This window comes from Kitasatospora sp. NPDC048545 (assembly GCF_040651155.1).
In the GTDB taxonomy this organism is placed as follows: domain Bacteria; phylum Actinomycetota; class Actinomycetes; order Streptomycetales; family Streptomycetaceae; genus Kitasatospora.
The window spans coordinates 155,717-177,073 of sequence record NZ_JBEZIQ010000001.1; the positions used below are offsets into that span (position 1 = coordinate 155,717).

Sequence of the window (21,357 nt, forward strand, 5' to 3'; positions counted from 1 at the left end):
CAGAGTCCGGACGCGCCAGCAGGTGGTCACGCGGTATCGGTCAGGCTGCTCGGCGAAAGCGATGCCCGCGCGGGTTGCGAAACTCGCGCGGGCCAAGGACAGGCCCCCCTCTCAGGTTGGCCATTTCCGTCTCAAGGTGTCAACGGTCATTGAGATGCCCAGGTGGATGGTCGTTGGGTGTCCAGGCTGGTGGCCATCAGAAATCCATGCCTGTGGCCAGCGGTGTTCCTGGGGGTGGGGGGTCAGTGAAGGGGGACCACTCCCTTGCCGGCGAGGGCCTCGGCGAGTCGATGGGAGTCGCCGGTCGTGGTGACCAGGTGGGCATGGTGCATCAGGCGGTCGGTGCTGGCTCCGGCGAGGGTCTTGGGCATGATCGTGTCGAAGCCTGAGGGGTGGATGTTGCTGGTCACCGCGATCGAGCGGCGTTCGTAAGCGGCGTCGATGATCCGATAGAAAGCCTCGGCAGCGTCCTCGCCGACCGGAAGCAGGCCAACGTCATCGACGACGATCAGGTCCGCCCGGCAGATCCGCGCAACGGTCCGGGCGGTGGACCCGTCGACCTTCGACTTGCCGATCGCCGCGCTCAGGGTCTCCAGGGTGAACCAGGCCACTCGCAGGTCCTTCTCGATCGCGGCTTGTGCCAGACCCTCCGTGAAGTGCGACTTTCCGGTCCCCGACGGGCCGGCGATCACCAAGTTCTCCGCGCGGCCGATCCACTCCAGGGTGACCAGGGAGTTCTGGGTGGGTTCGGGGATGGTTGAGTCCTCGGCCCGCCAGGAGGCCAGGGTCTTGCCGGTGGGGAAGTTCGCCGAGTGGCGTCGCAGGCGGCGGGTGGCCGCGTCGCGGCCGGTGACCTCCTCGGAGATCAGCAGCCGCAACACCTCGGCGGGATCCCAGCGTTGCGCGCGGGCGGTGGCCAGCACGTCAGGTGCGGCCTTGCGCATGTAGGGCAGGCGCATCCGGCGCATCAGCCTGTCCAGCTCCTCGGGCAGGGCCGGGGCCTGGGGAAACGTCACGGTCGTATATTCCTTCGCTGGTCGGGGTGGGCGCCGATAGGCTCGGCGGGTGATCAATATGGCGGTGCGTGGTGACCGCGGGGACGTTGTGGCCCGCGCCCAGGGCGGTGTGGAGTGGACCGCTGCCTTCGCGGGTCTGGACCCGGCGGAGTTCCCGATGCTCTGGGCCCTGACTCCGTATGGGGATGCGGTCTTCAACCAGCGGCAGGCGCCGCTGCTGCTGTCTGAACTCGACCGGCTTCCCGCCGCCTATGGCGGCGACTGGGTCGGGCAGGCCCGAGAGTTGTGCCAGGTCGTCGAGCGCGGGACGCACCTTTATCTGTGGTTCCTCGGCGACTGACCCCAATCGAGTGGGCTTCAACTGCCTTGGGGTCGTGGCCTACTGACCCAGGGCCTGCCAGCCGATCGTGCCGCTCTGGATGGAGTGTGACTCGTCCGCGCGCACAACCTCTCCTGCCGGCTTGCTTGCTGCGATGTGCTCCAGGATGGAGAGCAGGTCGTCGTCGGCGAAGCGTCCGGCGGTGGCCGCCAGCCCGAGGGCCTGGTCGACCTGGTCGGAGCCCATTACGGTGGCGAGTTCGACGGCGCGGGCCATCTTGGCGCGGATGCGGACCGCGCCGGCGGGTCCGGCCTCCTTGAGCCAGCGGCCGGCTCCCGGGCCGATGCCCACGAACGCGATCTCCGCTTCCGAGCGTGGTTGCAGCCGGGGCTGGTGGACGCTGCGGCCGTCGGGGTGGTCGGGGTAGTGCGCGTCAATGATCTGCGGAACCCCTGGGACGGACAGTTGGTGGCGCCAGATCTCCGACAGGTCACCGGAGTTGGTGCGGGCGGTGATGGACAGTTCCTCGCCGACCACCCGGCACCACACCCTGGCGCCGGTATAGCCCGGCGGGGTCGAGTAGCGCACCGAGTTGAAGCTGATCGTGCGGTCCGAGCCGACCACCCGCTCCTCGCCCAGCGCAAGCGCCAGCGGCTCGATCGGCAGGACGTGCAGCGTGGTGCGTTCAATGTCCAGACGGTCCGCCGGTATCTGTCCGGTCGCCCGGTGGCGACGCGAGTTCACCGCATCACACCAGGTGAGGCAGGCGTCGGCGAGGTCGGCGAAGGTGTCGTAGGCGGGCAGCAGGTTCGCGGTGGTGGGTACCAGGTCGGCCTTCGCGATGCGGACCGTGGCCTCCGCGCCGCCCTTGGACTCGGGGTCGTAGGGGACGCAGCTGACCACTTGGCAGCCGTAGTGCCGGCCTGCGGCGACCATCTGCGGGTGCCGGACCGGGATCCCGGCGATGTGTTCGACGGTGACCGTCTTCGCGTTGTCGGTCAGCACATAGGTCGGTGCCCCGCCGATCCGGCGCAACGTGGTGTCCAGGCAGGCGATCAGCGTGCCCAGGGTGCAGTCCCAGACCGGGATGACCACCCGGAACCGTGACCACGACAGCCACGCGCAGAACAGCCAGGTCCGGCGCCCGCCGATGCGAGGCCCTTCTCCCCAGTCGAACTGCAGCCACCGACCCGGCTCGGGGATCCACGGCCGGTAGGTCCGCCGCTTGCCCGCCTTCCACGCGGTCTTCGCCACGTTCACCGCCCGCCGGGTCGAGCGCGCGCTGCCCCGGAAGCCCATCTTCGCCAGCTTCTCGTGGACCACGTCGGCACGGATCGTCGCCTTGGACTGCTCGACCCACTCCTCGATCTTCTCCAGGAACGCGTCGATCATCTTCGGCCGCGACTCGCGCTCATACGGATTGCGCCCGACCGCGCGGGCCTCGACATACCGCTTGACCGTCTTCGGGTCGTGCCCCGTAAGGGTGGCCGCCGACCAGACCGTCTCCGTCAGGTCGTACGCCTCAAAGATTTCCATGATCTCTCTGTCAGACTTCGTCACAGGACCTCTCCGGCCGGTTGCTGATGCTCGCAAACACCAGCAAACCGGACGGAGGGGTCTCCTTCAGATAAGGAAGCGATCAGGAACAACAGGCCATCCACCTGGATTTCCGGTGGCCATCAGCCTGGACTCGACTGGCCGCACACCTGGACTTTGCCACGGCCGCCGACACAAGGGCGCTGAGCTCCGCCTGCGTCTTCCTGTACAGCTCCATGGCGTCCTCGGTTGATGGGAGGTTGTGCTCTGCTTGGCCGAGAATCGGCCGGTTGCCAGTGATCGCCACAGGTCCTCTTAAAAGGGGAAACCGCGCGTCGGGGCCGTGCAGCCGAGCTAGGCTGCGTGCCCCGGACCAGCGTGCGAGGTGATGACGGATGTGGGAGCAGGACCTAGGCGTGTTCCCGGTGCACTTCCGGGGCCAGGGCGACGAGTTCACGCACCACGTCAGTGGCGAGTTCGGTGACCCGCGGTTCATGTCCGCCCGAGGATCCGATGGGAGCAGCCCGGTCGAACTCGGACCGCCGCTGTCCGGAGCGGTGAGCAGCCGGCTGATCATCCGTGCTCTTGAAGAGGGTGTCGCCTGCTCGGTGACCGGTGACGGTGACTCAGCGTCGGAGCAGGAGGTGGAGCCATGGCGTCGTGCAGTAGTCGCCGCCGTCGATGCGCTCGGCCGCCGTGATCGGGTGTTCGTGTGGGAAGCCGTCGTCAGCACCCACCCGCAGAACCTGGGGCTCGACCGGGTGGGCGCGCTCGCGGGTCCTCGCGCGCTTGGGCCGGTTGCCCTGGCTCCCGGCGGAGTGCTGATGCGCGAGTACGTTGCGGACCCCGATCGAGTCGATCAAGGCGCGGGGGTCCGGCACACGTTCCCGTTGATCGCCTCGGGTGCGGTCAGTAGCTACTCCTGGGAGTCCGTCGAGTCCGTCGCGCACCAGCGCCTCCGTCGTGTGTGCGCGCTGCTCTCGTTGGCCACCGGCACGCTGTGGATTCCCCGCACCTACCCCAAGCACCGTCCCGAAGACGGCGAGGGACTGCGCGCCCCGGCCGTGGTCGGCGTGCCCAGCACCCCCGTCCTCGACGACGCCGGATGGAACGGCGAAGTGCCAGCCGACACCAACACCTTCGACCTGTCCGACTGGACGGCGAACGCCTGGCAGATCCTCAACTCGGACAAGGAACTGGAGACGGCGGTCAGCGCCCACTACGAGGCGCTGCGCCTGAGAGCGCACGGACATCCCTCCCTCGCGCACCTGGCCTTCGTGGCCGCCATCGAGGGGTTCGGCATGCGCTTCGTCCAGGACGCGGCCTGCGGCTGCCACCCCGAATGCCGACACCAGAAGGGGGTTGCCGGGGCGAGGTTCCGCAAGGCGCTGAAGACCGTCATGACGCAACAGCAGGTCAAGCAGCTGGCAAGCTTTGCCTACAACCTGCGGTCCTTCACAGGGCATCGAGGGACCCTGTTCGGGTCCGAGCGGACCTTCGGCTACTCGCCCATGAGCCTGTTCACCCCAGACGACGACTCGGTCTTCGACATGATGATCGTCGGTGAGCTCAAGCAGGCCAGCAGCCAGGTCCTGATCAACGCGCTGACCGCAGGGCTACCTAGCGACGTTGGTCCCGCCAAGCTGCCTGCGTCACCAGCGGGACTGCTACCAGCTACGCCCGAACCGGGTCGCCCCTTGCCCTCCGCGTAGGCAATCGCCCCGTCTGCGTCGAATGGGAACGCCTCGATGACGGAAAGGAGCCATCGCAGCGCCTCCGCTGGCCACGTCCAGCGGATCAGCGTTTGCAGCGTCCCTGAAGCGGCACTACGACTGTAGGCATGACGTCACTGCTCCCACCCGTGACCGGAGTGGACTTCCGCAGGTGGTTGGAAGCCGCGCAGCCTTCATCCACACCCGAGCATGCACAGGATGACCCGGCCTGGATGCTCGCTGCTGCGGCCGAGAATGGCTGTGTGGCCCGCGTCCAGGCGATGCGCCGTCACGCCGCCGACTTGGGCGCCTCCCTGCAGGAGAGCTACGCACCCCCACCGGACGAGCGGGACAGACAGGAAGCTGATCTCTTCGAAACATTCTCCAACGCGTCCTCAGCCGTGGAGTGCACCTTCATATGGGTCTTCGCGCATGCCTGCCGACTTGCGCCGGCGCTTACGCTAGCCGACGCTACGGGGCCGATGTACCCCACCGACGTACTCGGCCGCGTGCGGCCTGCGTTCCCTGGCGCTCCGGTCACAGCCGCCATGGAGGAGATCGTTAAGGCAGCGCCGTACCAGCAGATCCGGAATCTTCGTAACGTCCTTAGCCACCGAGGTACGCCGGGAAGGCTGCTCGCAATTCCGCCGTCCCCGCCGAGAATCCCATACGAGAACGCCAGGGATCTCCCGGACGGCACGCCGCCCGAGTGGGACATGACCCAGGAAAACATCCAGGGCATCGTCAACTGGACCGAGGGCGCGGTCGTGCGGGTTGTTGAGGCCGCTGGCTCCGGGATGTCCGCGTGACCGCGCCTTGGGGCAGGCCGGCCCATGTGAGGGCCTGACCGACTGGTTTCGGTCAGGCCCTCGGTCCAGGTCAGGACCTCCGGCTATCTGGCCGGGAGCGGTGGTTTCCCGGGGTCTTCGGCACAGACAACTAGCCTCGGAGTTAAGGCCGTCAGCCCCTGCTGCCGTCAGGGCCATCGGTTGCCCGGCCGGGTCTTGTGCTCGCTCTTGCGCGCTGCGGCGCCGGGAGCGCCCGTGCGGGGACCACTAGCGTGGGCTGTGCTGCTCGACCCCGAGCGCACTGGCGTCAACCTTGTGGTCCGCGCAGCGGCAGGACACGGCGCAGCCACGCGGAGTCCGCGCCGACCCTACGAAGTTCCTCGCGGGTGTCTGACCTGTCCTCGGTGGGGGCTTCGGTGCGGAACCGGATCTGGAGTTCGCCGGCGCGGTCGCCCCGGTGGTGGAAGGTGAAGGTGCACTGGCGCTGGTAGTCGGGGTGTGGCTGGCCTCCGCGGTCGGGCCGGCGGCTGTGGCAGTCGCAGTGGCTCTTCTGGACGCTCAAGGGAAGGCCCCACTGCGGGTCTTTGAGGTGCGCGGCGAAGTCGTCGTGGGTGACGGGGACGCCGTAGAGGTGGCGCAGCTCCCAGATGAAGGTGCCGTCGCCGCGCTGCCAGTAGCGGGTGCAGAACGCGTTGGAGGTGTTGTGCCACAGGCCGATGCGGCGCAGGAGGCCGGAGGTCAGCCAGCGCGACTCTGCCTCCTCGTCTTCGTAGGAGCCGTGGGCGGCTCGGTGGGCGAGTTCTGCTGCGCCGCGTTCGCGCGTGGTCCACAACGGCTGGCATCTTGCGGCGGTGAGCTCCTGCTCGCGGGCGGCCAGCCGGTTGGTCCACTCGTTTTGCGCGGGGCCGACCAGGGTGAGGCGGGCGGTGGGGGCCTGGAGCAGGCGCAGGTGGAGGCCGCGCCGGTCGACGGGGTTGGGCCGGTCGGTGCGCAGGCCGTCGACGCCTCCGAGGCTCCCGTCTTCGGCTTCGAAGGGCAGGAGTTCGATTGCACGTTCGGCGATGGGATGGAGACGGCCAGCGACGAACGCGCTCTGGTCGAGGAGGACTGCGGTGCGGCCGTCCAGGACGCGGGTGGCACGGATCGACACCGGGTGGGCGGCGTAGGCGGAGCCCCCCTTGAGTCCGTTGAGGAAGAGGTGCTCGATGAGCGCCTGATCGTCGCTGGCTGCGGGGATGCCGACCTCTGGGTGTGTGCTGCCGGTCCTGGCGAGATACCAGGCGGAGTCGCCGGTGTAAGTCTGGAGGTGACGTCGGTTCGAGCGGGAGTCCATGACGGGTTCCGTTCCTGTGCGGCCGCCGACCTCGGCGCACAGCAACTCGAAGAGCGTGACGCCTTGCAAGGGGGTGAAGACGCGGGCTGCCGGTACCGGCTTGGTCCGCGAACTCACCGGACGGTCGGCTCCGGTGGCGGATGGATCTCCCGCTGAGACCTGACGGAAGCCTCCCGGAGCAGCGCGGTGATCCGCAAGCCGACCGGCTGGTGTCCACCCGATCGGATGCACGGGTGTGTGGGGCTGGCGCGTTGGCGTCAGCCCCACACTCCTCAACCGGTCACGAGGCGCGGTTGCCGGGACGCGAGCCCCGCGCGCCTGGACGCATCGAACGTCCTGCCCGCTGACGGCTCACCGGCCCGGCCTGGGCCGGAACCGCCCGGTGGTCCCGGCGACTGTTCACCCGGCGCAGCTCGCCCACGCGGCGCGGCGACTTCCGCGAGAACCGCCGCGGCGCGGCGGGCCGCCCCTTGGGGGCCCTCCGCTTCCGGGACTTCTGGACCACCACCTGGAGCAGCAGCTCCAGCAGAACGCTCAAGCTGAACCCGAACGCCTTCACCATGGTCTCTTCCGACCAAGGCGACTCCAGGACATGACGCATTGCTCACCTCTCAGTTGACGAACTGGGAGGGTGTGATTGATCAGGCAGCCAGGCCGAGACTCAGCCCGTGGACGCCCACCCCGAAGCGACCGGCCGCGCCGGTGCGCCCAGGTGCTCGGGGGACAAGAGGCACGCTCAACCGTCGGAGCCCACATGCGAGAGCCAGGGGTTCGTGATCCCACGTTGGCCTCGGAGGTGTCGCGACGTGGAGGACTTCGAGGAGGACAGGGCTGAGGGAAGCCTGAAGCGCGAGGGCGCTGGCCAGCAACTCCGCGCGCCGGCTTTCCTTCGCCTGCCAAGAGATCGAAAGATCGAACTCTTCGGGCAGGTGTAGGCCGAAGTGGTCATGTGAACGCCAGAACCACTCCTCAAACCCTCGCCCGGGCAGTCGATTGAGATTGACCACCACAGGCGGGGGAGGAGTTTCAAAGTCCGCGGCGGCGTCGAGCAGGCCCAGAACGCCTGCGGTACATCGCCCCGACGGGCTTCCCGCGCTGAGGTCGGGCGAGGCATGCGGCCACACGGCGTCCACGGACTTGCCAGGGGAGATGTCGAGAAGAAAACCGTGCTGCGCCGAGTCCACGAGCTGGCGAGGGAAGTCGTCGGCAAGAAAGTTGCGCTGGGCCGTGAAACGCCGCAGGAGGGCTTCGACGTAGGACCGTTCGGTCGTGCCTTCGGCAATCAGCAGCACCTTCGGGCCGGTGGAAGGGCTCTCCGTTGCCTGGACCGCCGTCCCTGTGGGCATGGCGAAGTCTTCGCTGATGGACGTATCGCCCGTACGCGTTGCAAACGCTTGATCATTTACCGCACGACGGTAGACCCTGAGCAGCTTCTGCCGCAGGTCCGGTGTCGTGGCCCGCGCACTGTTGAGCAGGCGGTAGTTCTGGGCATGGACGCCCGGAAGCTCGAACACCACCCTGCTCTTCATGGCGGCATCCTACAGGCGCTTATGCGACTGGGGTGACCGTGTGGCTACATACCGTTCCCCTTCGGGAGCAGCCTCGACAGGCCGGATCTGCGTGGGCTGGAGCGGGCGTAGGGGATCATGGGTGGTGGCGCGGGGGCGCATCACGAAGGACCTGCGCCCATGCCTCGCCCGACCCAGGCTCAGCGCGCCGCCATCGCCCGGCGTCGTTCGGACGCCGTCGAACTGCGCCTTGCGGGAGCCGACCCGCTGACCGTCGGCCGGAAGCTGGCCGCCGACCCGTCCATCAACACCGACAGGATCGCGTACCCGTGCGGGTACGGGCACGAGCTGTACGCGCGCCGCCGCCCAGCGCCCGACGACAACACGCTCGTCCGCTCGGTGAACCGCGACGTGTCCGAGGCGCTCGACCACCGGATCGACGCCGCCCTTGCGTCGGTCACTGAGCTGCGGGCGCTGGAGGACGCCCGCCTGGACCGCATGTTCATGGTCGCCTACCGGCGCGCGGTCCGTGACGGCGACCTCTCGGCGATCGACCGGGCGCTGCGGATCATGGAGCGTCGGGCCCGCCTGCTCGGCCTGGACCAGCCGGCGCGCACCGAGATCACCGGGCAGGGCGGCGGCCCGATCGAGGTGGACACCACCGCCGACGAGCTGGCGGCGCTGATCGCGATCACCGACCCGACCGCCACCGGGGGCCGGGAGTGAGCGGGCACACGGCTCTGGTGGAGCAGTACCGGCTGCTGCCCGCCGAGCGGCGGCGGGAGATCGCCGAGCGGGCGTCACCGAAGCTGCGTACCCAACTCGCCGCGGTCGAGCGGGACATCGCGATGCGGCACTCTCCCGGGTCGCTGGCCGCGCTGCTCACCGACGGCCGGGAGATGCAGGCCGCGCACCTCGACCTGATCGACGACGCGTTCCGGCGGATCGCCGCCGGGGAGACGATCCGGCTGCTGCTCACCATGCCGCCGCGGCACGGCAAGAGCCGGCGGGCCGCCCGGTGGGCGCCGCTGTGGTACCTGCTCCAGCAGCCGGACCACCGGGTGATGATCGCCTCCTACTCGTCCGACCTGGCCGACGACCACGGCCGGTGGATCCGGGATGCGATCACGACGTGGGGTGACCAGCTCGGCCTGCAGCTCCACCCCGGCAGCAAGGCCGCGAATAGGTTCGACATCGCCTCGAAGGAGGGCGGCCTGTTCGCGGCCGGTGTCGGCGGCGGCCTCACCGGCAAGGGGGCGCATCTGGCGATCGTCGACGACCCGATCAAGGACGACGCGGACGCTCAATCGCCAACAATGAGACGCAAGTTGTGGGAGTGGTGGCAGGCCGTTCTGCTGACCAGAATCGAGCCGGGCGGCAGCGTCATCGTCATCCAGACCAGGTGGAACGAAGATGATCTTGCGGGCCGCATCCTCGCCGGGGAGACCGCCTCCGACTGGATCATCATCGACCTGCCGGCCATCGCCGACAGTGAGAACGACGCGCTCGGCCGGAAGGTCGGCGAGCCGCTGTGGCCCGCGCGCTACGGGCGCAGAGCCCTTGCGGCGATCCGCCGTTCGGTCGGTGAGCGCGTCTGGTGGTCCCTGTTCCAGCAGAAGCCCAGGCCGCAGGAAGGCGGGGTGTGGAAGCGGGGCTGGATCGACAACGCCCGTGTCACGCCGGTGCAGTTCGGCGGTCTGGAGATGGCCAGGATCGTTGTCGCGGTGGACCCCTCCGGCGGCGACTCCGAGGTCAACGATGAGACGGGGATCGTCGGGCTGGCGGCCGGCTTCGATGAGCACCTGTACGTCCTCGCGGACGAGTCGGGGACGCTCGGCCCCAACGACTGGGGCCTGCGGGCCTGCCAGTTGGCGCTTGACCTGCGGGCGGACGCGATCGTGGTGGAGAGCAACTACGGCGGGGCGATGGCCAAGACGATCGTCCGGCAGGCGTGGGAGCAGCTGGCACGGGACGGCAAGACCCGCGGTGTGCTGATGCCGATGCTGCTGGAGGTCAACGCCAAGGTGGGTAAGAGGCTCAGGGCGGAGCCGGTGGCGCAGCTGTACGAGCAGGGCCGGGTGCATCACGTTGGGCACTTCCCCGACCTGGAGGGGCAGATGGTGACTTGGGTGGCGACGATGGACAGTCCGGACCGGATGGACGCTGCGGTGCATGGGTTGACGGAGCTTGCGGACCCGGAACAGCTGGCCGCGCTGGCGGGCGGGACGCTGGATGGTCGACTCGTGGGCCGGCGGTAGGTCAAGCAGTCGGCAGGGCCTGGCCGCTGGCGCGGCCTGCCCTGCCGACTGGCAGTCATGGCAGTTCAGGCCTGCTGGAGTTGGTACTCCTCTGCAAGAACTTCCGCGATCCGTCGGGCCCGGCGGCCGATCGAGGCCGGTAGATGCCCGAAGGCTTCCTCCAGGTTGTCCTCGGAGTGGGCGCAGCGCAGCCCGTACAGCACGGCTTCCACGTCGCCGTAGACGTCCGGTGCTGTCGGGTCCGGGGTCTGGTCGACGAGGCTGGCCACCGCACTCATGGTTGTCCGCTCGCTGTTGCGGCCGAGGAGGCCGTCCAGGTACTGGCGGGCCTTCTCGGAGTCGGCGGATCGCTGCTTCTGGTAGCTCAGTTGGAGGTAGGAGCGGACGTCGGACTCCGGGGTGCCGGTCTCCAGCATGTAGGCGGCGAGCACGGAGGCCGCCAGGTTCAGCTGGTCAGCCGCGTCGCCCAGCCGGTAGGTCGGCATCCGCCGCCAGTCCTGCGACTCCGGTCGGCTGTTCGAAGCCACCTCCTGGAGGCTGAGTAGGGCCTCCAGCAGGGAGTGGAGCAGCATCAGCCGGATCGGCTCGGGGGTTGTTCGCGGTTCTCGCATGCCCAGACGATCGCGCACCGGAGGCCTTCCGGGTCCTGCACGGGGCCGTTCGGGTACGGGAAGGCCACCCGGTTGGACCAGCTGGGCTGGTGGGCGGGTGCGGGCCAGGAGGACTGCATGCCCGCCCCGGCGTCGGCCCGCTGGTCGCTGCGCAGCTCGGTCCGGTGAGTGGGGCGGGCAGTCAGCCCACCTGTGGCACTTGCGCTGGCCACGTCCTGGGACCCTATGGCGCGGAGAGCAGGATTAGCAAACATGTTCGAAAGGGATCGTGAGTGGCTCTCTGGTCTGCCAATCGTTCGAGCACCCTGCTACCTTCCCGTTCATGAAGATCACGGGGCGACGGCGGATAGCCGTGGAGGCCGGGGGTGCGCTGCTCGCGGTGGGGACTGTCGTCGGGGCGGTGGTGATGTTCTCCGACGATCCGAAGCCGCCGGCCGGGCCGGTCGAGGGCAGCCCGGAGTGGGTGCGGGCGTTCGATGCGAAGGTCAAGCGGTCCGCTGACCTGGGGCGGGTGTACCAAGGCATCATCCGGGGCCGCGGCTACGAGCCGACCGATGGGCTGTGCGCGGTGGAGTGGGGCAAGCTCGGCGATAGGCAGGCCGACCTGGACGAGTCCGCATTCGCCGGAGGCTGCTGGCTGAGCCGGTGACGTGTCGACGCGGAGCCTCGCCGGGGCCTCAGGCAGCGGTGCACCGGTTGTGGCCGTCGCGGTGGGTGGTTCCCTCTGGGATCTCCGGCGAATCGACGAGCCCGGCGGCGAACGCCGCGGCGCGTTTGGCCCTGGCCCGGTCGGTGGCCTGACCGGCGATCTTCACCAGGGTGGGCTTCACCGAGTGCTCGACCCGAGACTTGCGGGGGTCCTTGCCGGGGCCCGCATCGGGCAGCGGCGCGCCGAACTCCTCCGACTGCTCCTGGTCGGCATCGTTCTGGCCGTCTGGCTGGTGAAGTACCAGAGCTACCGCGATGGCGGCCGCAACCGTCGTCGTGCCAATGATGGCCTTCTGGTGCTTCTGCACGAAGCCCTTCACCGCTGCGGTGACCGACCTGATTCTGCCTCCCTTGTCGGCAGAGTCCACGTCGTCGTCGGGGTTCTCGGTATCGGTCACCTGCATAGGGATACCGGATGGAAGCCCCGGCTGTCAGGGGATTGCCCGACGGTGGCCCTCGTCGTGGCGGGCGGCGGCCCGGCTGTGTGGCGTTGCTGGAGGGGGCCTCCTGCCCGGGCGTCTAGGCTGACCTGCGGCGCGGGGGCGTGGTTGCCTGGGAGGGCAGCGCCCGTGGGCCTTCGAGAGTTGATCATCGACGCGTGGTCATGGCTGAACTACAAGCCGATCATGTCTCAGCCGGTCCGGTCCGGAGTCGGCCCGTTCGGGGACCTGGCAGGCGGCTGGGTGCCCCCGGAGGACCTGCGGCGCCTCCAGGCGTACCGGGTGCTCGCCGCGTACGACCAGAACCAGGCCGGACAGCTGGCCTTCGTTGGCGGAGACGAGTCCGGCCTTGACCGACGCGAGCTCGGAGACCCGGCGAAGCTCAACGCCGCGGCGCTCGGCTACCTCCTCGGCGCGTCCCAGCAGATCGTGGTGCCCGGAGCCGAAGCCAACCAGGTCGGCGCGGGCACTCCGCAGGCACGGGCAGCGGCGCAGGTACAGGAGGAGCTGCGGGACTGGGCCCGCCGGGAGCTGCTGCCACTGCGCATGCAGCAGTGCGAGCGGTCGACTGTGCGGTCTGGTGACGGCGTGTACACCCTGGCGTGGGACCCGCAGGCCGGTCGGCCGGTGCTGCGCACCCTCGACCCGGGGTTCTTCTTCCCGGAGTTCGATGACGAGGTCGACGGCGGCGAGTTCCCCGGCCGGGTGCACTTCGCGTGGGAGCTCCCGGAGGATCCGCGCACAGGGCAGAAGGCGCGGTTGCGGAGGATCACGTACGAGCTGGGGCCGATCGGGGCGGCGACTCGGCCGGTTCCGGCGACTGGGAGCAGCGGGGCGCACCGGGAGTGGGCAACCGGGCCGGACGGCGGGCAGGTCCTCGCCCCGGGGGACGCGGCCGACCCGGTCAGCGGCGTGATCAGCAGGGTGTACCCGTGGGCGCCGGGGCGGCCGTCTCTGATCACCTGCTACCTGACGGATGCGGAATGGCTCCTGGAAGACCTCAAGGCCGGGCACGACGTGAATAACCTGCCCGGGGACAAGGCGACGTACCGGGTGCGGGCGGACGGTGAAGTTCTCCAGGGTCTGGACCTGCACCTGGACTTCGTGCCGGTGGTGCACCTGACCAACTCGGTGCCGGACGCCGGCGAGCACTGGGGGCAGCCCGTCATCGCCAGGGTGATGCAGGTCCTGGATGAGATCTCGGCGACGGACACGGACTCGTCGGCGGCGTCCGCGACGACCGGTCAGCCGCTGCTGGCCGTGTCCGGGGCCCGGGTGCAGAAGGACCGGACCACCGGCATGCCGCTGCCCATCGAGGTGAAGCCGGGCACGGTGATCTCGCTGGGTGACGGCGGGTCGATGACCGTGCTGGACACCTCCGCGCAGCTCGCGGAGCTGCGCGAGCGCACCGACCACCTCCTGGACCGGCTCGCCGGCAACAGCCGGTTGACGTCGTCCGGGCTGGGGACGCTGCAGCCCTCCCAGGTGCCGTCCGGGTACGCGCTGGCGCTGGCGCTCGGCCCGCTGGACTCCCTGGTCGGGGAGATGCGCCTTGCCCGCGACCACAAGTACGCGTTGTTGCTGAAGATGGTCGGCCGCCTGTTCCAGGCCGGGCGAGTCGAGGGCTGGCCTGACGGGGAGCTGCCCGCGGCGAAACTGGTGTGGGGGCCGCACGTGCCCACGGACCGGACGTCCACACTGGACGAGGTGGTGAAGGGTGTCGGTGCCGGGGTGCTGAGCCTGGAGACGGCGGTGCGGATGCTTGCCGCAGTCGGCTATCCGATCGAGGACGCGGCGGAGGAGGTCCGTCGGATCAGGCAGGCCAGCTTCGAGGCGGCTGTGCGGCTCGCGGACGCGACCGGCGACAACGAGGCGGTGCGGGCGTTCCTCGGGCTCGGTCCGGCCGGGCCGCAGCTGCCGAAGGTTCCGGAACCGGCAGGCCGGAAGGCGCCCGAGGCGTAGCCCGAGCCGGGAGGCCATGCGGCATGTTCCTCTTGGGCGCTACCGGACATGGCGGTACTCGGCGTCTGCCGGGACACGCGGCAGCTCGCGGCCAGAATCAGGGCCCTGCGCCGACCCGGGAGGGCCATGCCACCCCCGTTGCCCTCAGGCCCGCCCCGAAGCCCTGAAAGGCCCTCCTGCGGGCGCAGAAACGATCAATCATCCTGGGAGTCCCCAAGATCGCGGCGACCCGCTCTGGGAGCCTTCAGGGCCTTCGGGTGGGTGACTGGCCCTGGCTGCCAGGTCCGGGAGTCACGGACACCGCGAGGGGGGTGGCCGGTCGGCCGGGCCGCTTGGGCTCGTCGCCACGATGCTGCTCCCGTCGCCCCCCTTGGGGGGTAGGGGGAAAGGTACTGAGAGAGGAAAAGACAAGGAACAGAAAGGGGTTCCCGATCGGTAACTCCAGGGTTCCCGATCGGGAACCTGCTGGGTTCCCAGCGGGGAACCCATGCTGCGTGACCTGATGGGTTCCCAGCAGGGAACCCATGCGGAAAGCTGAGGTGGCCGGGCAGCCAACTTGCTACCGTGACAGCGTGCCGAAGACGCCGAAGTCGCCCCGTCACGAGGAGCTAGCCGCAGAAGCCCTCGTCAACCACGTTCTCGGGACGCGCACCCACAGTCGGGACGACAACTCGCAACCGGGCATGATCGACGCCCTTCTCGCTGCACCGGGGCAGGCCGAGCCGACCATCGCGCTGGAGGTTACCTCCAACCTCGATCGGAAGCAGGCCGAACTGTGGGCCGCCCTCAACGCGAAGCACGTCAGCACCGTGCACCCGCAGCTCTCGGCTGGCTGGTTCGTGGAGTTCACCAGGCTCGCTACCGTTGGCGGTCCCGCCCAGCAGCAGCTGGTCCACTTCCTCGCCGCCTTGGGGGCTCGGGGCGTGGAACGCGTCAGCACCCGAGAGTGGGAAGCCGCCGCCCCTGCGGGCAGCCCGGTCCCCGAGGACGTCGCGCAGATCCGCGCCCTCGGCCTGCGAACGGTCGCCCGGATCGGTGACGGTCCCAACGTGCGCGGCCGGATCATCCCGAGCACCCTCGACACGGGCACCGCGACCGCCACCGCCGAGGCAGTGACCCCGTACGTAGACGCGTTCCTGCTCGGCAACACCGCCGCGAACAAGCTCGGCAAACTCCAGCAGGGCAAGGACAACGGCCTGCACACCGTGCTATTCGTCTGGGCGGACTCCTCGCACATGAGCATCGGCATGGCGCTCTCGAACGCCTTCCAGCCCCAGGGCCAACCGGATGTTCCCCCGCACGTGGACGAGTTGTGGCTGGCCAGCTACTACGCCCCGGACACGATCTTCCGGTGGACCAGGACGGCCGGATGGACAGTGGTCTCCTCCCCCGGGGTGTTCGCGTCGGTCACCCCGTCGAGGTAGTCGCTACACTGATCACCGGCGCGGGGGCGCTGCTGCCGGAGGAATCCGATGACCACCGCCCCCCAGCCCCAGTCGACTCCGCCCGCTACCGCGCCGTCCGCGCCGGAGCCGGGCAGCACGCTCATCACCCAGGACACGCTGGCCAAACTCCTCACGCGGGAGAAGGACCAGGGCTCCCGCGCCGGCGTCAAGAAGCTCGTGACTGACCTGGGCTTCGTGGACGCCACTGCGCTCGCCACCTGGGTCGAAGCGCAGCGCACCGCCGAGCAGGCCGCCCTGACCGAGATCGAGCGCCGGGAGCAGGCCGCCGAACAGCGCGAGCAGGCCGCGGCGCAGCGCGAGCAGCAGGCCATCGACCGCCTCAACCAGGCCGTCCGGCACGCCGCGCTGAGCCGCCTCGGCGCGACCGGCCAGAACCTGGACGACGCGATCCGCCTCCTCAGCGCGCCGGACGACGCTGACCAGCAGGCCGTCACCGACGCCGCGCAGCAGCTCGCCGAACGGCGCCCCGAACTGTTCGCTGCCCCAGGCACGGTGGCGCCTGCCCCGGCCCCTGGTGGCTCCCCGGCCGGAGGCCCGCCGCCGCGCGGCCACAACACCCCGGCCGCCGGATCGGCGGGCCTGGACATGGCCAAGCGCCGCGGCTACGTGACCGCCTGACCGGCCGCCACAGCGGCCTGACCCGGCAGCTACCCGGGACGGGGACCACGCCCCAACCGCCCTCTCGTGGACGGCACCACCAGCAGGTGAGTGCGTGACCGCCAACAGCACGAAGGCGATCACCTCCTTGACCATCCAGCCGATCACCACCTCGGCGACGTACACCGCGAACCGCTCCTGGCTCGCGTCCCTGCACGGCACCGACCAGACCGAGACCGTCACCATCGACGCGTCGAAGCTGACCGCCGGCACCCACTACGTCGCGTCCACCGACTCCGCCCAGCCCTACAGCCGCGTGCTGTCCGGCGTCCCGCTCGGCCGGATCACCGCCTCGGGCCTGTACGGCCCGTACGACCCGGCCGCCGTCGACGGCCGCCAGGTCCTCGCCGGCCTCGTCTTCGACGAGACCCTGTTCGCGCCTGGCCAGCCGAAGATCCCGTGCGCCCTGCTGTGGCACGGCGTTGCCCGCACCGCCAAGATCCCCGGCGGTATCGACCCGACCAAGGTCACGTTCTCGCCTGCGGGCGGCGCGCTGATCAGGTTCGTGTGACGGGGGGCTGAACAATGACGATTCAGGACCTCATCAAGGGCGTCAGTGCCAACGACCTCACCACGTTCGCGCGCTCGATCCCATCCCCGGCGGACTTCCTGCTGACCAGCACGGTGTTCCCGACGCTAGTCAGCAACGAGGTGAAGTGGCGGATCAAGCAGAACGGCCGCCGCGTCAACACCGCCAAGTACCGGGCCTACGACTCCAGCGTGCCGTTCGCGGACCGCACCGCGTGGGAGACCACGCGGGAAGGCCTCCTGCCGCCGCTGGGCCAGAAGCTGATCGTGGGTGAGCAGCAGCAGATCCTGCTGGAGCAGTCCCACGGCGCCGACCAGGACCGGCTTCTGGAGCTGCTGTACGACGACGCCGAGCGGCACGTCGAGGCGATCCGTTCCCGCCTCGAACTCGCTGCCGGTGACGTGCTGGTCGACGGCAAGTTCACCCTCAACGCCGAGAACGGCTTGACGATCGAGATCGACTTCGGCGTCCCGGCCGGCAACATGCCCGTTGTCGCGAAGCCGTGGTCCGACCCGACGTCGGACCCGATCCGCGACGAGCTGAGCTGGATCCAGTACCTGGACGACCTCGGCGCACCGGAGCCGGAGATGGTCATCACCTCCCGGCGCGCCCTGTCCTACCTCGCGAGCAACAACGCCTACCGGGCCGCGTACTTCGGCAGTGTCAACCCGTCGAACACGCCTACCCAGACGCTGAACCCCGCCCAGGTCAACACGGTCCGCGCGAACTACGGCCTGCCGCCGGTCACGATCTACAAGGGCCAGGTCAACGTGGACGACGTCGCCACGAAGGTGATCCCCGACGACCGGTGGATCATGCTGCCGCCCGACCGGGCGAAGTGGGGCCAGACCCAGTACGGCGTCACTGCCGAGGCCCTGGTCCTGGCGCGCGGCACGAACCCGGAGATCACCCGCGAGGACGCCCCCGGCATCATCCTCACCCGCGGTGCGCAGGACGACCCGGTGCAGATCTGGTCCAAGGGCGCGGCCGTGGCGATGCCGGTCCTCCACACGCCGGACTGCCACATCGTCGCGAAGGTCCTGTGATGGCCGGCAAGCGGCTCGCCGCCGCCGTCCACGTCCACCACCCGGACACCGGGGAGAAGCTGCTCCTGCTGCCCGGTGACCAGGTCCCGCCTGAGGTGGCCGACCTGATCACCCACCCCGACGCCTTCCACCCGGAAGACGACGAGGAGGACGAGTCGAGCGAGGGTGACGAGGAGGAGGACCAGGACGCTGCTGGCGGCCCTCCGCTGGCGGCTCCCGCCGCCCGAGCCCGCAAGACCCGGGCGAGCACGGCCGAGTAGCGGTGCCTTCTGCTGACACGCTGACCGGCCGGATGACGGTCGCGCCGGTGGCGTTCCGCACGGCCAGCGACTACGTCGACCAGGTCCACCGCAGCCACCGCGCCCCGCAGGGACACAAGTTCTCGCTGGGCGCGGTGGCCGACGGCGACCTGGTCGGCGTCGCCATCGTAGGGCGGCCCGTCGCACGGGCGCTGGACGACGGATTCACCGTCGAGGTCACCCGCCTCGCAACGGCCGGGCACCCCAACGCCTGCTCGTTCCTGTACGGGGCCATCTGGCGCGCCGCCCGGGCCATGGGCTACCGGCGCGCGATCACCTACACCCAGGCAGGCGAGAGCGGCGCCAGCCTGCGAGCGGCAGGGTGGCGGCATGCGGCCGACTGCCGGGCCCGAACCGGCTGGGACACCCCTTCCCGGCCGCGCACCAGCCACGGAACCGAACAGGTCCCGCGAATCCGGTGGGAGATCACCGTGCCCACCCACCACGACCCGCCGACCACTTCCCGGTGACCGGCACCCGGCCCCTCCCCGGGTGCCGCAGCACACTCGACGAACGGAGACCGCCCGTGGACCCCGCCGCCCTGGCCTGGCTCCTCGCACAGCTCGGCCCCACCACCCCCACCGACGACCTCACCGCCCGGCACGCGCGCCTCGGCACCGCCCGCGCAGTCGCGCTCGAAGTCCTCGCCGAACGACGCGCAGTCCTGCTCTCCGAGCCGCTGCGCCTGGTCGTGGACGGCGTGGTAACCATGGACCGCACCGCCAACCTGACCGGCATCGAACGGCAGATCGCCGCCCTCCAAGCGGCCGAGGGCCCGGACGACACCCCCGTCGGCGCGGACGGTCTCCACCAGATCGAAGCGGTGCCGATCCGGGCCGCCCGGCGCACCCGGTGAGCCACCCCGCGGCCGGGGACAGCCAGCAGACCCGCGCCGCAGCAGCCACCGCCGCCGACTCCCTCACCGGCGCCTGGCAGCACCTCGCCGCCGCGCAGGCCGCCGTCCTCGCCGCCCTCCAGGGCCGCCACCGGCCGGAACTTGCCTATGCCCTATCCGAGTTCACCGCCGCGATCCGCCGCTTCCAGCGGGCAGTGGACACGGCCGTCCACGACTTCGCCGACCAGCAGCTGCCCACCCTCTACGAGCAGGGCGCCGGCACCGCAGCCACGACCCTCGGCACCGCCTTCACGTGGACGAGCAGCCACCAGCACGCCGTGCGGACCCTCACCACCGACACCTACACCGACCTGCTGCGCCACTCCCAGCAGACCGTCCGCCGTGCCAGCGCCTTCTACCGGGCCGCCCGCGCCGCAGCCCGCCAGCAGATCCCCACCGCCCTCACCGGACGCACCGCGCTCCAGGCCGCCAAGGCGCTCGCCGACCAACTCGCCGCCGCCCACCCCCTCGCCCGCGTCATCTACCGCAACGGCGCTCGAGTTCCCGTCAGGGCCTGGGCCGAAGCCGCGACCCTTGCCCGGACTGCCGTCGCCTACAACGCGGGCACCCTCGCGGTCGCCCGCGAACACGGCGTCCAGTTCGTCGAGGTGTTCGACGGCTACGACTGCGGCTGGACCAGCCACCCCGACCCGGACAAGGCCACCAGGACCCTGCGCACCGTCGAGGACGCCGCCGAGTGGCCGATCGCGCACCCTCGCTGCACCCGCGCCTTCGGCCTGCGGCCCGACGTGGGGGAACATCACGTCAGGTAGCCGGTCCGGGCGCACGCACAGGGCGTAGGGCTGCCGGTGGGCAGCTTCAGGGGGACGCGCTGACCCTCACCCGGCCTCGCCGCCACGCGCCAGGAGGGGAGGACTGAACGCTCCCCGAGTCCAGTGGCCGAGCCAGAACGCCGCGGTGGATGGCTCGGCATAGCCTGCGGTGGATCCGTCGTGCGGTAGGTACTCCGTCGGGGCGAGGTAGCCGTCGCCGGGCGCGAGCCGTATACGCAGGCAGGTCAGCGGAAGCCCTGCGGCGATGTAGGCCCGCAGGTCATCGGTGTGTGGGTAGCACGTCGCGTAGTCGGGGCGCACTGCTCGGCAGATCGCCTGGATGTCAATGTTGCAGAGCAGCAGGTAGCGGGTTCCAGGGCCGAGGTTCACACACAGGCGTCGACGGCCGCGCGCCTTGTTCTCGTAGTCGAGCTTGTCCCAGTTGTCGAGGTGCAGGCCGATGCGTCGCCCGTCTGCGTAGTTCGGCGTGGTGGTGGCGGCGTTCGGGTAGCTGTCGGCTCGGCCAAGGGCAGTGACGTGGGGTGCGGTGAGCAGGTGGGGCTTGATGTCGGCGGCGCGGACCAGCTCGACGAGCGTGGCGTCGGCGGTGTCGGCGCTGGGCGTCAGCTGGTGACACAGGTCGTCGGTGAGCGGCTGCCAGGGCCCGGCCGGGACCACCGCCCCGTCCTCGTAGACGGCATCGCCAGCGGCGGTGCGCACGGATGTGGCCTCGCACCGCTGCCGGAGGTCGCCTGGGGGCACGGCGATGCTTGCGCTCACCGGCGACTGCCACGAGCCGGGTCGTCCAGGTCCTCCCCGAAGACCACCTCCAGTTCGGTGATCAGGGCACGGGCAAGTTCGGCCTCCTGCCCCCGGTCGAGGATGACCTTCGCCAGGTTGCCGGTGCCGCGCACCTCCGACAGGTCGTTGCCGCGTAGGTCGAGCTCCCGGTAGGAGCCGCGTTCGAACTCGGTGCGGCGGAGCGTGGATGCGTCGATGACGGCCCGGTTGAGATCGCAGCCGGTGAACGTGGCCTCGGTCAGTGTGCACTTGGAGAAGACGATCGGGCCGATGGCCCGGACCTGGGCGAAGGTGGCGAAGTCGAGTTTGCAGCCGTCGAAGAGGACGTTGTCGAGGGTCAGGCCCGTCAACGTCGCGCCCATCAGCTTGCAGTCGCGGAAGACCACCCGGGAGAGCTTGCTGTCGCTCCACTGCGCGGATCCGAGGTCGCAGCCCTCGAACTCCACGGAGTCCGCCCGGACCTCCTCTAGGCGGACGCGTTCGGCTCGGACCGCGGAGATCCGCCCGCTGGTCAGGGTGGTGTCGGCCAGCTCCAGAGCCCGCAGATCGGCGTCGGCGTAGCGGAACTCCTGGACGATGCCGCGCGGGTTGTCGAGGGAGGCGACGTTGGAGAGGTAGCCGTCGTCGATGCCGGGAAGGGAGACGGTGACGCGGCGGAAGGTGCGGTCGTTCACGATGCTGCTCTCTCTCGGGCTGCGGT

23 protein-coding genes are annotated in these 21,357 nt (G+C 70.0%); 15 read left to right on the forward strand and 8 right to left on the reverse strand.

The window, feature by feature from the left end; genetic code table 11:
• Nucleotides 1–242 precede the first annotated feature (242 nt).
• A complete protein-coding gene (istB, locus tag AB0D10_RS00745) occupies nt 243–968 on the reverse strand; it encodes an IS21-like element helper ATPase IstB (RefSeq protein WP_360249712.1) in 726 nt (241 codons plus the stop codon).
• 106 nt (nt 969–1,074) lie between these two features.
• Between istB and AB0D10_RS00750 the strand changes: the two genes are divergently transcribed.
• Nucleotides 1,075–1,356, forward strand: coding sequence for a hypothetical protein (locus AB0D10_RS00750; protein WP_360249715.1), 282 nt, complete (start codon nt 1,075–1,077; stop codon nt 1,354–1,356).
• Nucleotides 1,357–1,395: 39 nt separating this feature from the next.
• Here the strand turns inward: AB0D10_RS00750 and istA are convergent, their stop codons facing one another.
• Nucleotides 1,396–2,871 carry an IS21 family transposase gene (istA, locus tag AB0D10_RS00755; protein WP_360248922.1) on the reverse strand — a complete coding sequence of 492 codons (1,476 nt, stop codon included), beginning with the start codon at nt 2,869–2,871 and terminating at the stop codon, nt 1,396–1,398.
• A 395-nt stretch (nt 2,872–3,266) separates the two neighbouring features.
• On the opposite strand from istA, the gene AB0D10_RS00760 reads away from it, so the two are divergent.
• Nucleotides 3,267–4,583, forward strand: a complete 1,317-nt coding sequence (locus tag AB0D10_RS00760; RefSeq protein ID WP_360248925.1) for a hypothetical protein — start codon at nt 3,267–3,269, stop codon at nt 4,581–4,583.
• Between the two features lie 128 nt (nt 4,584–4,711).
• Nucleotides 4,712–5,392 (forward strand): hypothetical protein, encoded by a 681-nt coding sequence (locus tag AB0D10_RS00765; protein ID WP_360248928.1) that lies wholly within the window; start codon nt 4,712–4,714, stop codon nt 5,390–5,392.
• 286 nt (nt 5,393–5,678) lie between these two features.
• On the opposite strand, the gene AB0D10_RS00770 is transcribed toward AB0D10_RS00765, so the two are convergent.
• Together AB0D10_RS00770 and AB0D10_RS00775 are read right to left on the reverse strand one after the other, a co-directional pair.
• Nucleotides 5,679–6,704, reverse strand: a complete 1,026-nt coding sequence (locus tag AB0D10_RS00770) for a hypothetical protein (protein ID WP_360248931.1) — start codon at nt 6,702–6,704, stop codon at nt 5,679–5,681.
• Between the two features lie 641 nt (nt 6,705–7,345).
• The gene (locus AB0D10_RS00775) at nt 7,346–8,233 is read right to left on the reverse strand and encodes a hypothetical protein (protein ID WP_360248934.1); all 888 of its coding nucleotides are present in this window, start codon (nt 8,231–8,233) and stop codon (nt 7,346–7,348) included.
• Between the two features lie 159 nt (nt 8,234–8,392).
• On the opposite strand from AB0D10_RS00775, the gene AB0D10_RS00780 reads away from it, so the two are divergent.
• Both AB0D10_RS00780 and AB0D10_RS00785 read left to right on the forward strand, forming a co-directional pair.
• The gene (locus AB0D10_RS00780) at nt 8,393–8,938 is read left to right on the forward strand and encodes a hypothetical protein (RefSeq protein WP_360248937.1); all 546 of its coding nucleotides are present in this window, start codon (nt 8,393–8,395) and stop codon (nt 8,936–8,938) included.
• On the forward strand, nt 8,935–10,470 hold the full coding sequence (locus AB0D10_RS00785; protein ID WP_360248940.1) for a terminase family protein: 1,536 nt from the start codon (nt 8,935–8,937) through the stop codon (nt 10,468–10,470). The genes AB0D10_RS00780 and AB0D10_RS00785 overlap by 4 nt, the downstream gene beginning before the upstream one ends.
• 65 nt (nt 10,471–10,535) lie before the next feature.
• Here AB0D10_RS00785 and AB0D10_RS00790 read toward each other — a convergent pair whose 3' ends face one another.
• Complete coding sequence (locus AB0D10_RS00790; RefSeq protein WP_360248942.1) at nt 10,536–11,081, reverse strand: hypothetical protein; 546 nt, start codon at nt 11,079–11,081, stop codon at nt 10,536–10,538.
• A gap of 322 nt (nt 11,082–11,403) precedes the next feature.
• On the opposite strand from AB0D10_RS00790, the gene AB0D10_RS00795 reads away from it, so the two are divergent.
• Entirely contained in the window at nt 11,404–11,730 is a 327-nt protein-coding gene (locus AB0D10_RS00795) for a hypothetical protein (RefSeq protein WP_360248945.1), read from the forward strand.
• Nucleotides 11,731–11,758: 28 nt separating this feature from the next.
• Here AB0D10_RS00795 and AB0D10_RS00800 read toward each other — a convergent pair whose 3' ends face one another.
• Nucleotides 11,759–12,187, reverse strand: a complete 429-nt coding sequence (locus AB0D10_RS00800) for a hypothetical protein (protein WP_360248948.1) — start codon at nt 12,185–12,187, stop codon at nt 11,759–11,761.
• Between the two features lie 228 nt (nt 12,188–12,415).
• Here AB0D10_RS00800 and AB0D10_RS00805 point away from each other — a divergent pair, with 228 nt between their 5' ends.
• The 9 genes from AB0D10_RS00805 to AB0D10_RS00845 all read left to right on the forward strand — a co-directional run bounded on the left by AB0D10_RS00805 (nt 12,416) and on the right by AB0D10_RS00845 (nt 19,856).
• Nucleotides 12,416–14,191: a hypothetical protein gene (locus AB0D10_RS00805; RefSeq protein ID WP_360248950.1), complete on the forward strand. Its 1,776-nt coding sequence runs from the start codon at nt 12,416–12,418 to the stop codon at nt 14,189–14,191.
• Between the two features lie 572 nt (nt 14,192–14,763).
• The gene (locus AB0D10_RS00810; RefSeq protein WP_360248953.1) at nt 14,764–15,615 is read left to right on the forward strand and encodes a hypothetical protein; all 852 of its coding nucleotides are present in this window, start codon (nt 14,764–14,766) and stop codon (nt 15,613–15,615) included.
• A gap of 48 nt (nt 15,616–15,663) precedes the next feature.
• Nucleotides 15,664–16,275 carry a hypothetical protein gene (locus tag AB0D10_RS00815; RefSeq protein ID WP_360248956.1) on the forward strand — a complete coding sequence of 204 codons (612 nt, stop codon included), beginning with the start codon at nt 15,664–15,666 and terminating at the stop codon, nt 16,273–16,275.
• Nucleotides 16,276–16,369: 94 nt separating this feature from the next.
• Nucleotides 16,370–16,825 (forward strand): head decoration protein, encoded by a 456-nt coding sequence (locus AB0D10_RS00820; protein WP_360248959.1) that lies wholly within the window; start codon nt 16,370–16,372, stop codon nt 16,823–16,825.
• A gap of 14 nt (nt 16,826–16,839) precedes the next feature.
• The gene (locus AB0D10_RS00825; protein WP_360248962.1) at nt 16,840–17,889 is read left to right on the forward strand and encodes a major capsid protein; all 1,050 of its coding nucleotides are present in this window, start codon (nt 16,840–16,842) and stop codon (nt 17,887–17,889) included.
• The gene (locus AB0D10_RS00830; protein WP_360248965.1) at nt 17,889–18,149 is read left to right on the forward strand and encodes a hypothetical protein; all 261 of its coding nucleotides are present in this window, start codon (nt 17,889–17,891) and stop codon (nt 18,147–18,149) included. The genes AB0D10_RS00825 and AB0D10_RS00830 overlap by 1 nt, the downstream gene beginning before the upstream one ends.
• A 32-nt stretch (nt 18,150–18,181) precedes the next feature.
• Complete coding sequence (locus AB0D10_RS00835) at nt 18,182–18,658, forward strand: XF1762 family protein (RefSeq protein WP_360249718.1); 477 nt, start codon at nt 18,182–18,184, stop codon at nt 18,656–18,658.
• Nucleotides 18,659–18,714: 56 nt separating this feature from the next.
• The gene (locus AB0D10_RS00840; RefSeq protein WP_360248968.1) at nt 18,715–19,044 is read left to right on the forward strand and encodes a hypothetical protein; all 330 of its coding nucleotides are present in this window, start codon (nt 18,715–18,717) and stop codon (nt 19,042–19,044) included.
• On the forward strand, nt 19,041–19,856 hold the full coding sequence (locus AB0D10_RS00845) for an SGNH/GDSL hydrolase family protein (protein WP_360248971.1): 816 nt from the start codon (nt 19,041–19,043) through the stop codon (nt 19,854–19,856). The genes AB0D10_RS00840 and AB0D10_RS00845 overlap by 4 nt, the downstream gene beginning before the upstream one ends.
• 66 nt (nt 19,857–19,922) lie before the next feature.
• Here the strand turns inward: AB0D10_RS00845 and AB0D10_RS00850 are convergent, their stop codons facing one another.
• Nucleotides 19,923–20,636 (reverse strand): hypothetical protein, encoded by a 714-nt coding sequence (locus AB0D10_RS00850; protein WP_360248974.1) that lies wholly within the window; start codon nt 20,634–20,636, stop codon nt 19,923–19,925.
• Complete coding sequence (locus AB0D10_RS00855; RefSeq protein WP_360248977.1) at nt 20,633–21,331, reverse strand: pentapeptide repeat-containing protein; 699 nt, start codon at nt 21,329–21,331, stop codon at nt 20,633–20,635. The genes AB0D10_RS00850 and AB0D10_RS00855 overlap by 4 nt, the downstream gene beginning before the upstream one ends.
• Nucleotides 21,332–21,357 lie beyond the last annotated feature (26 nt).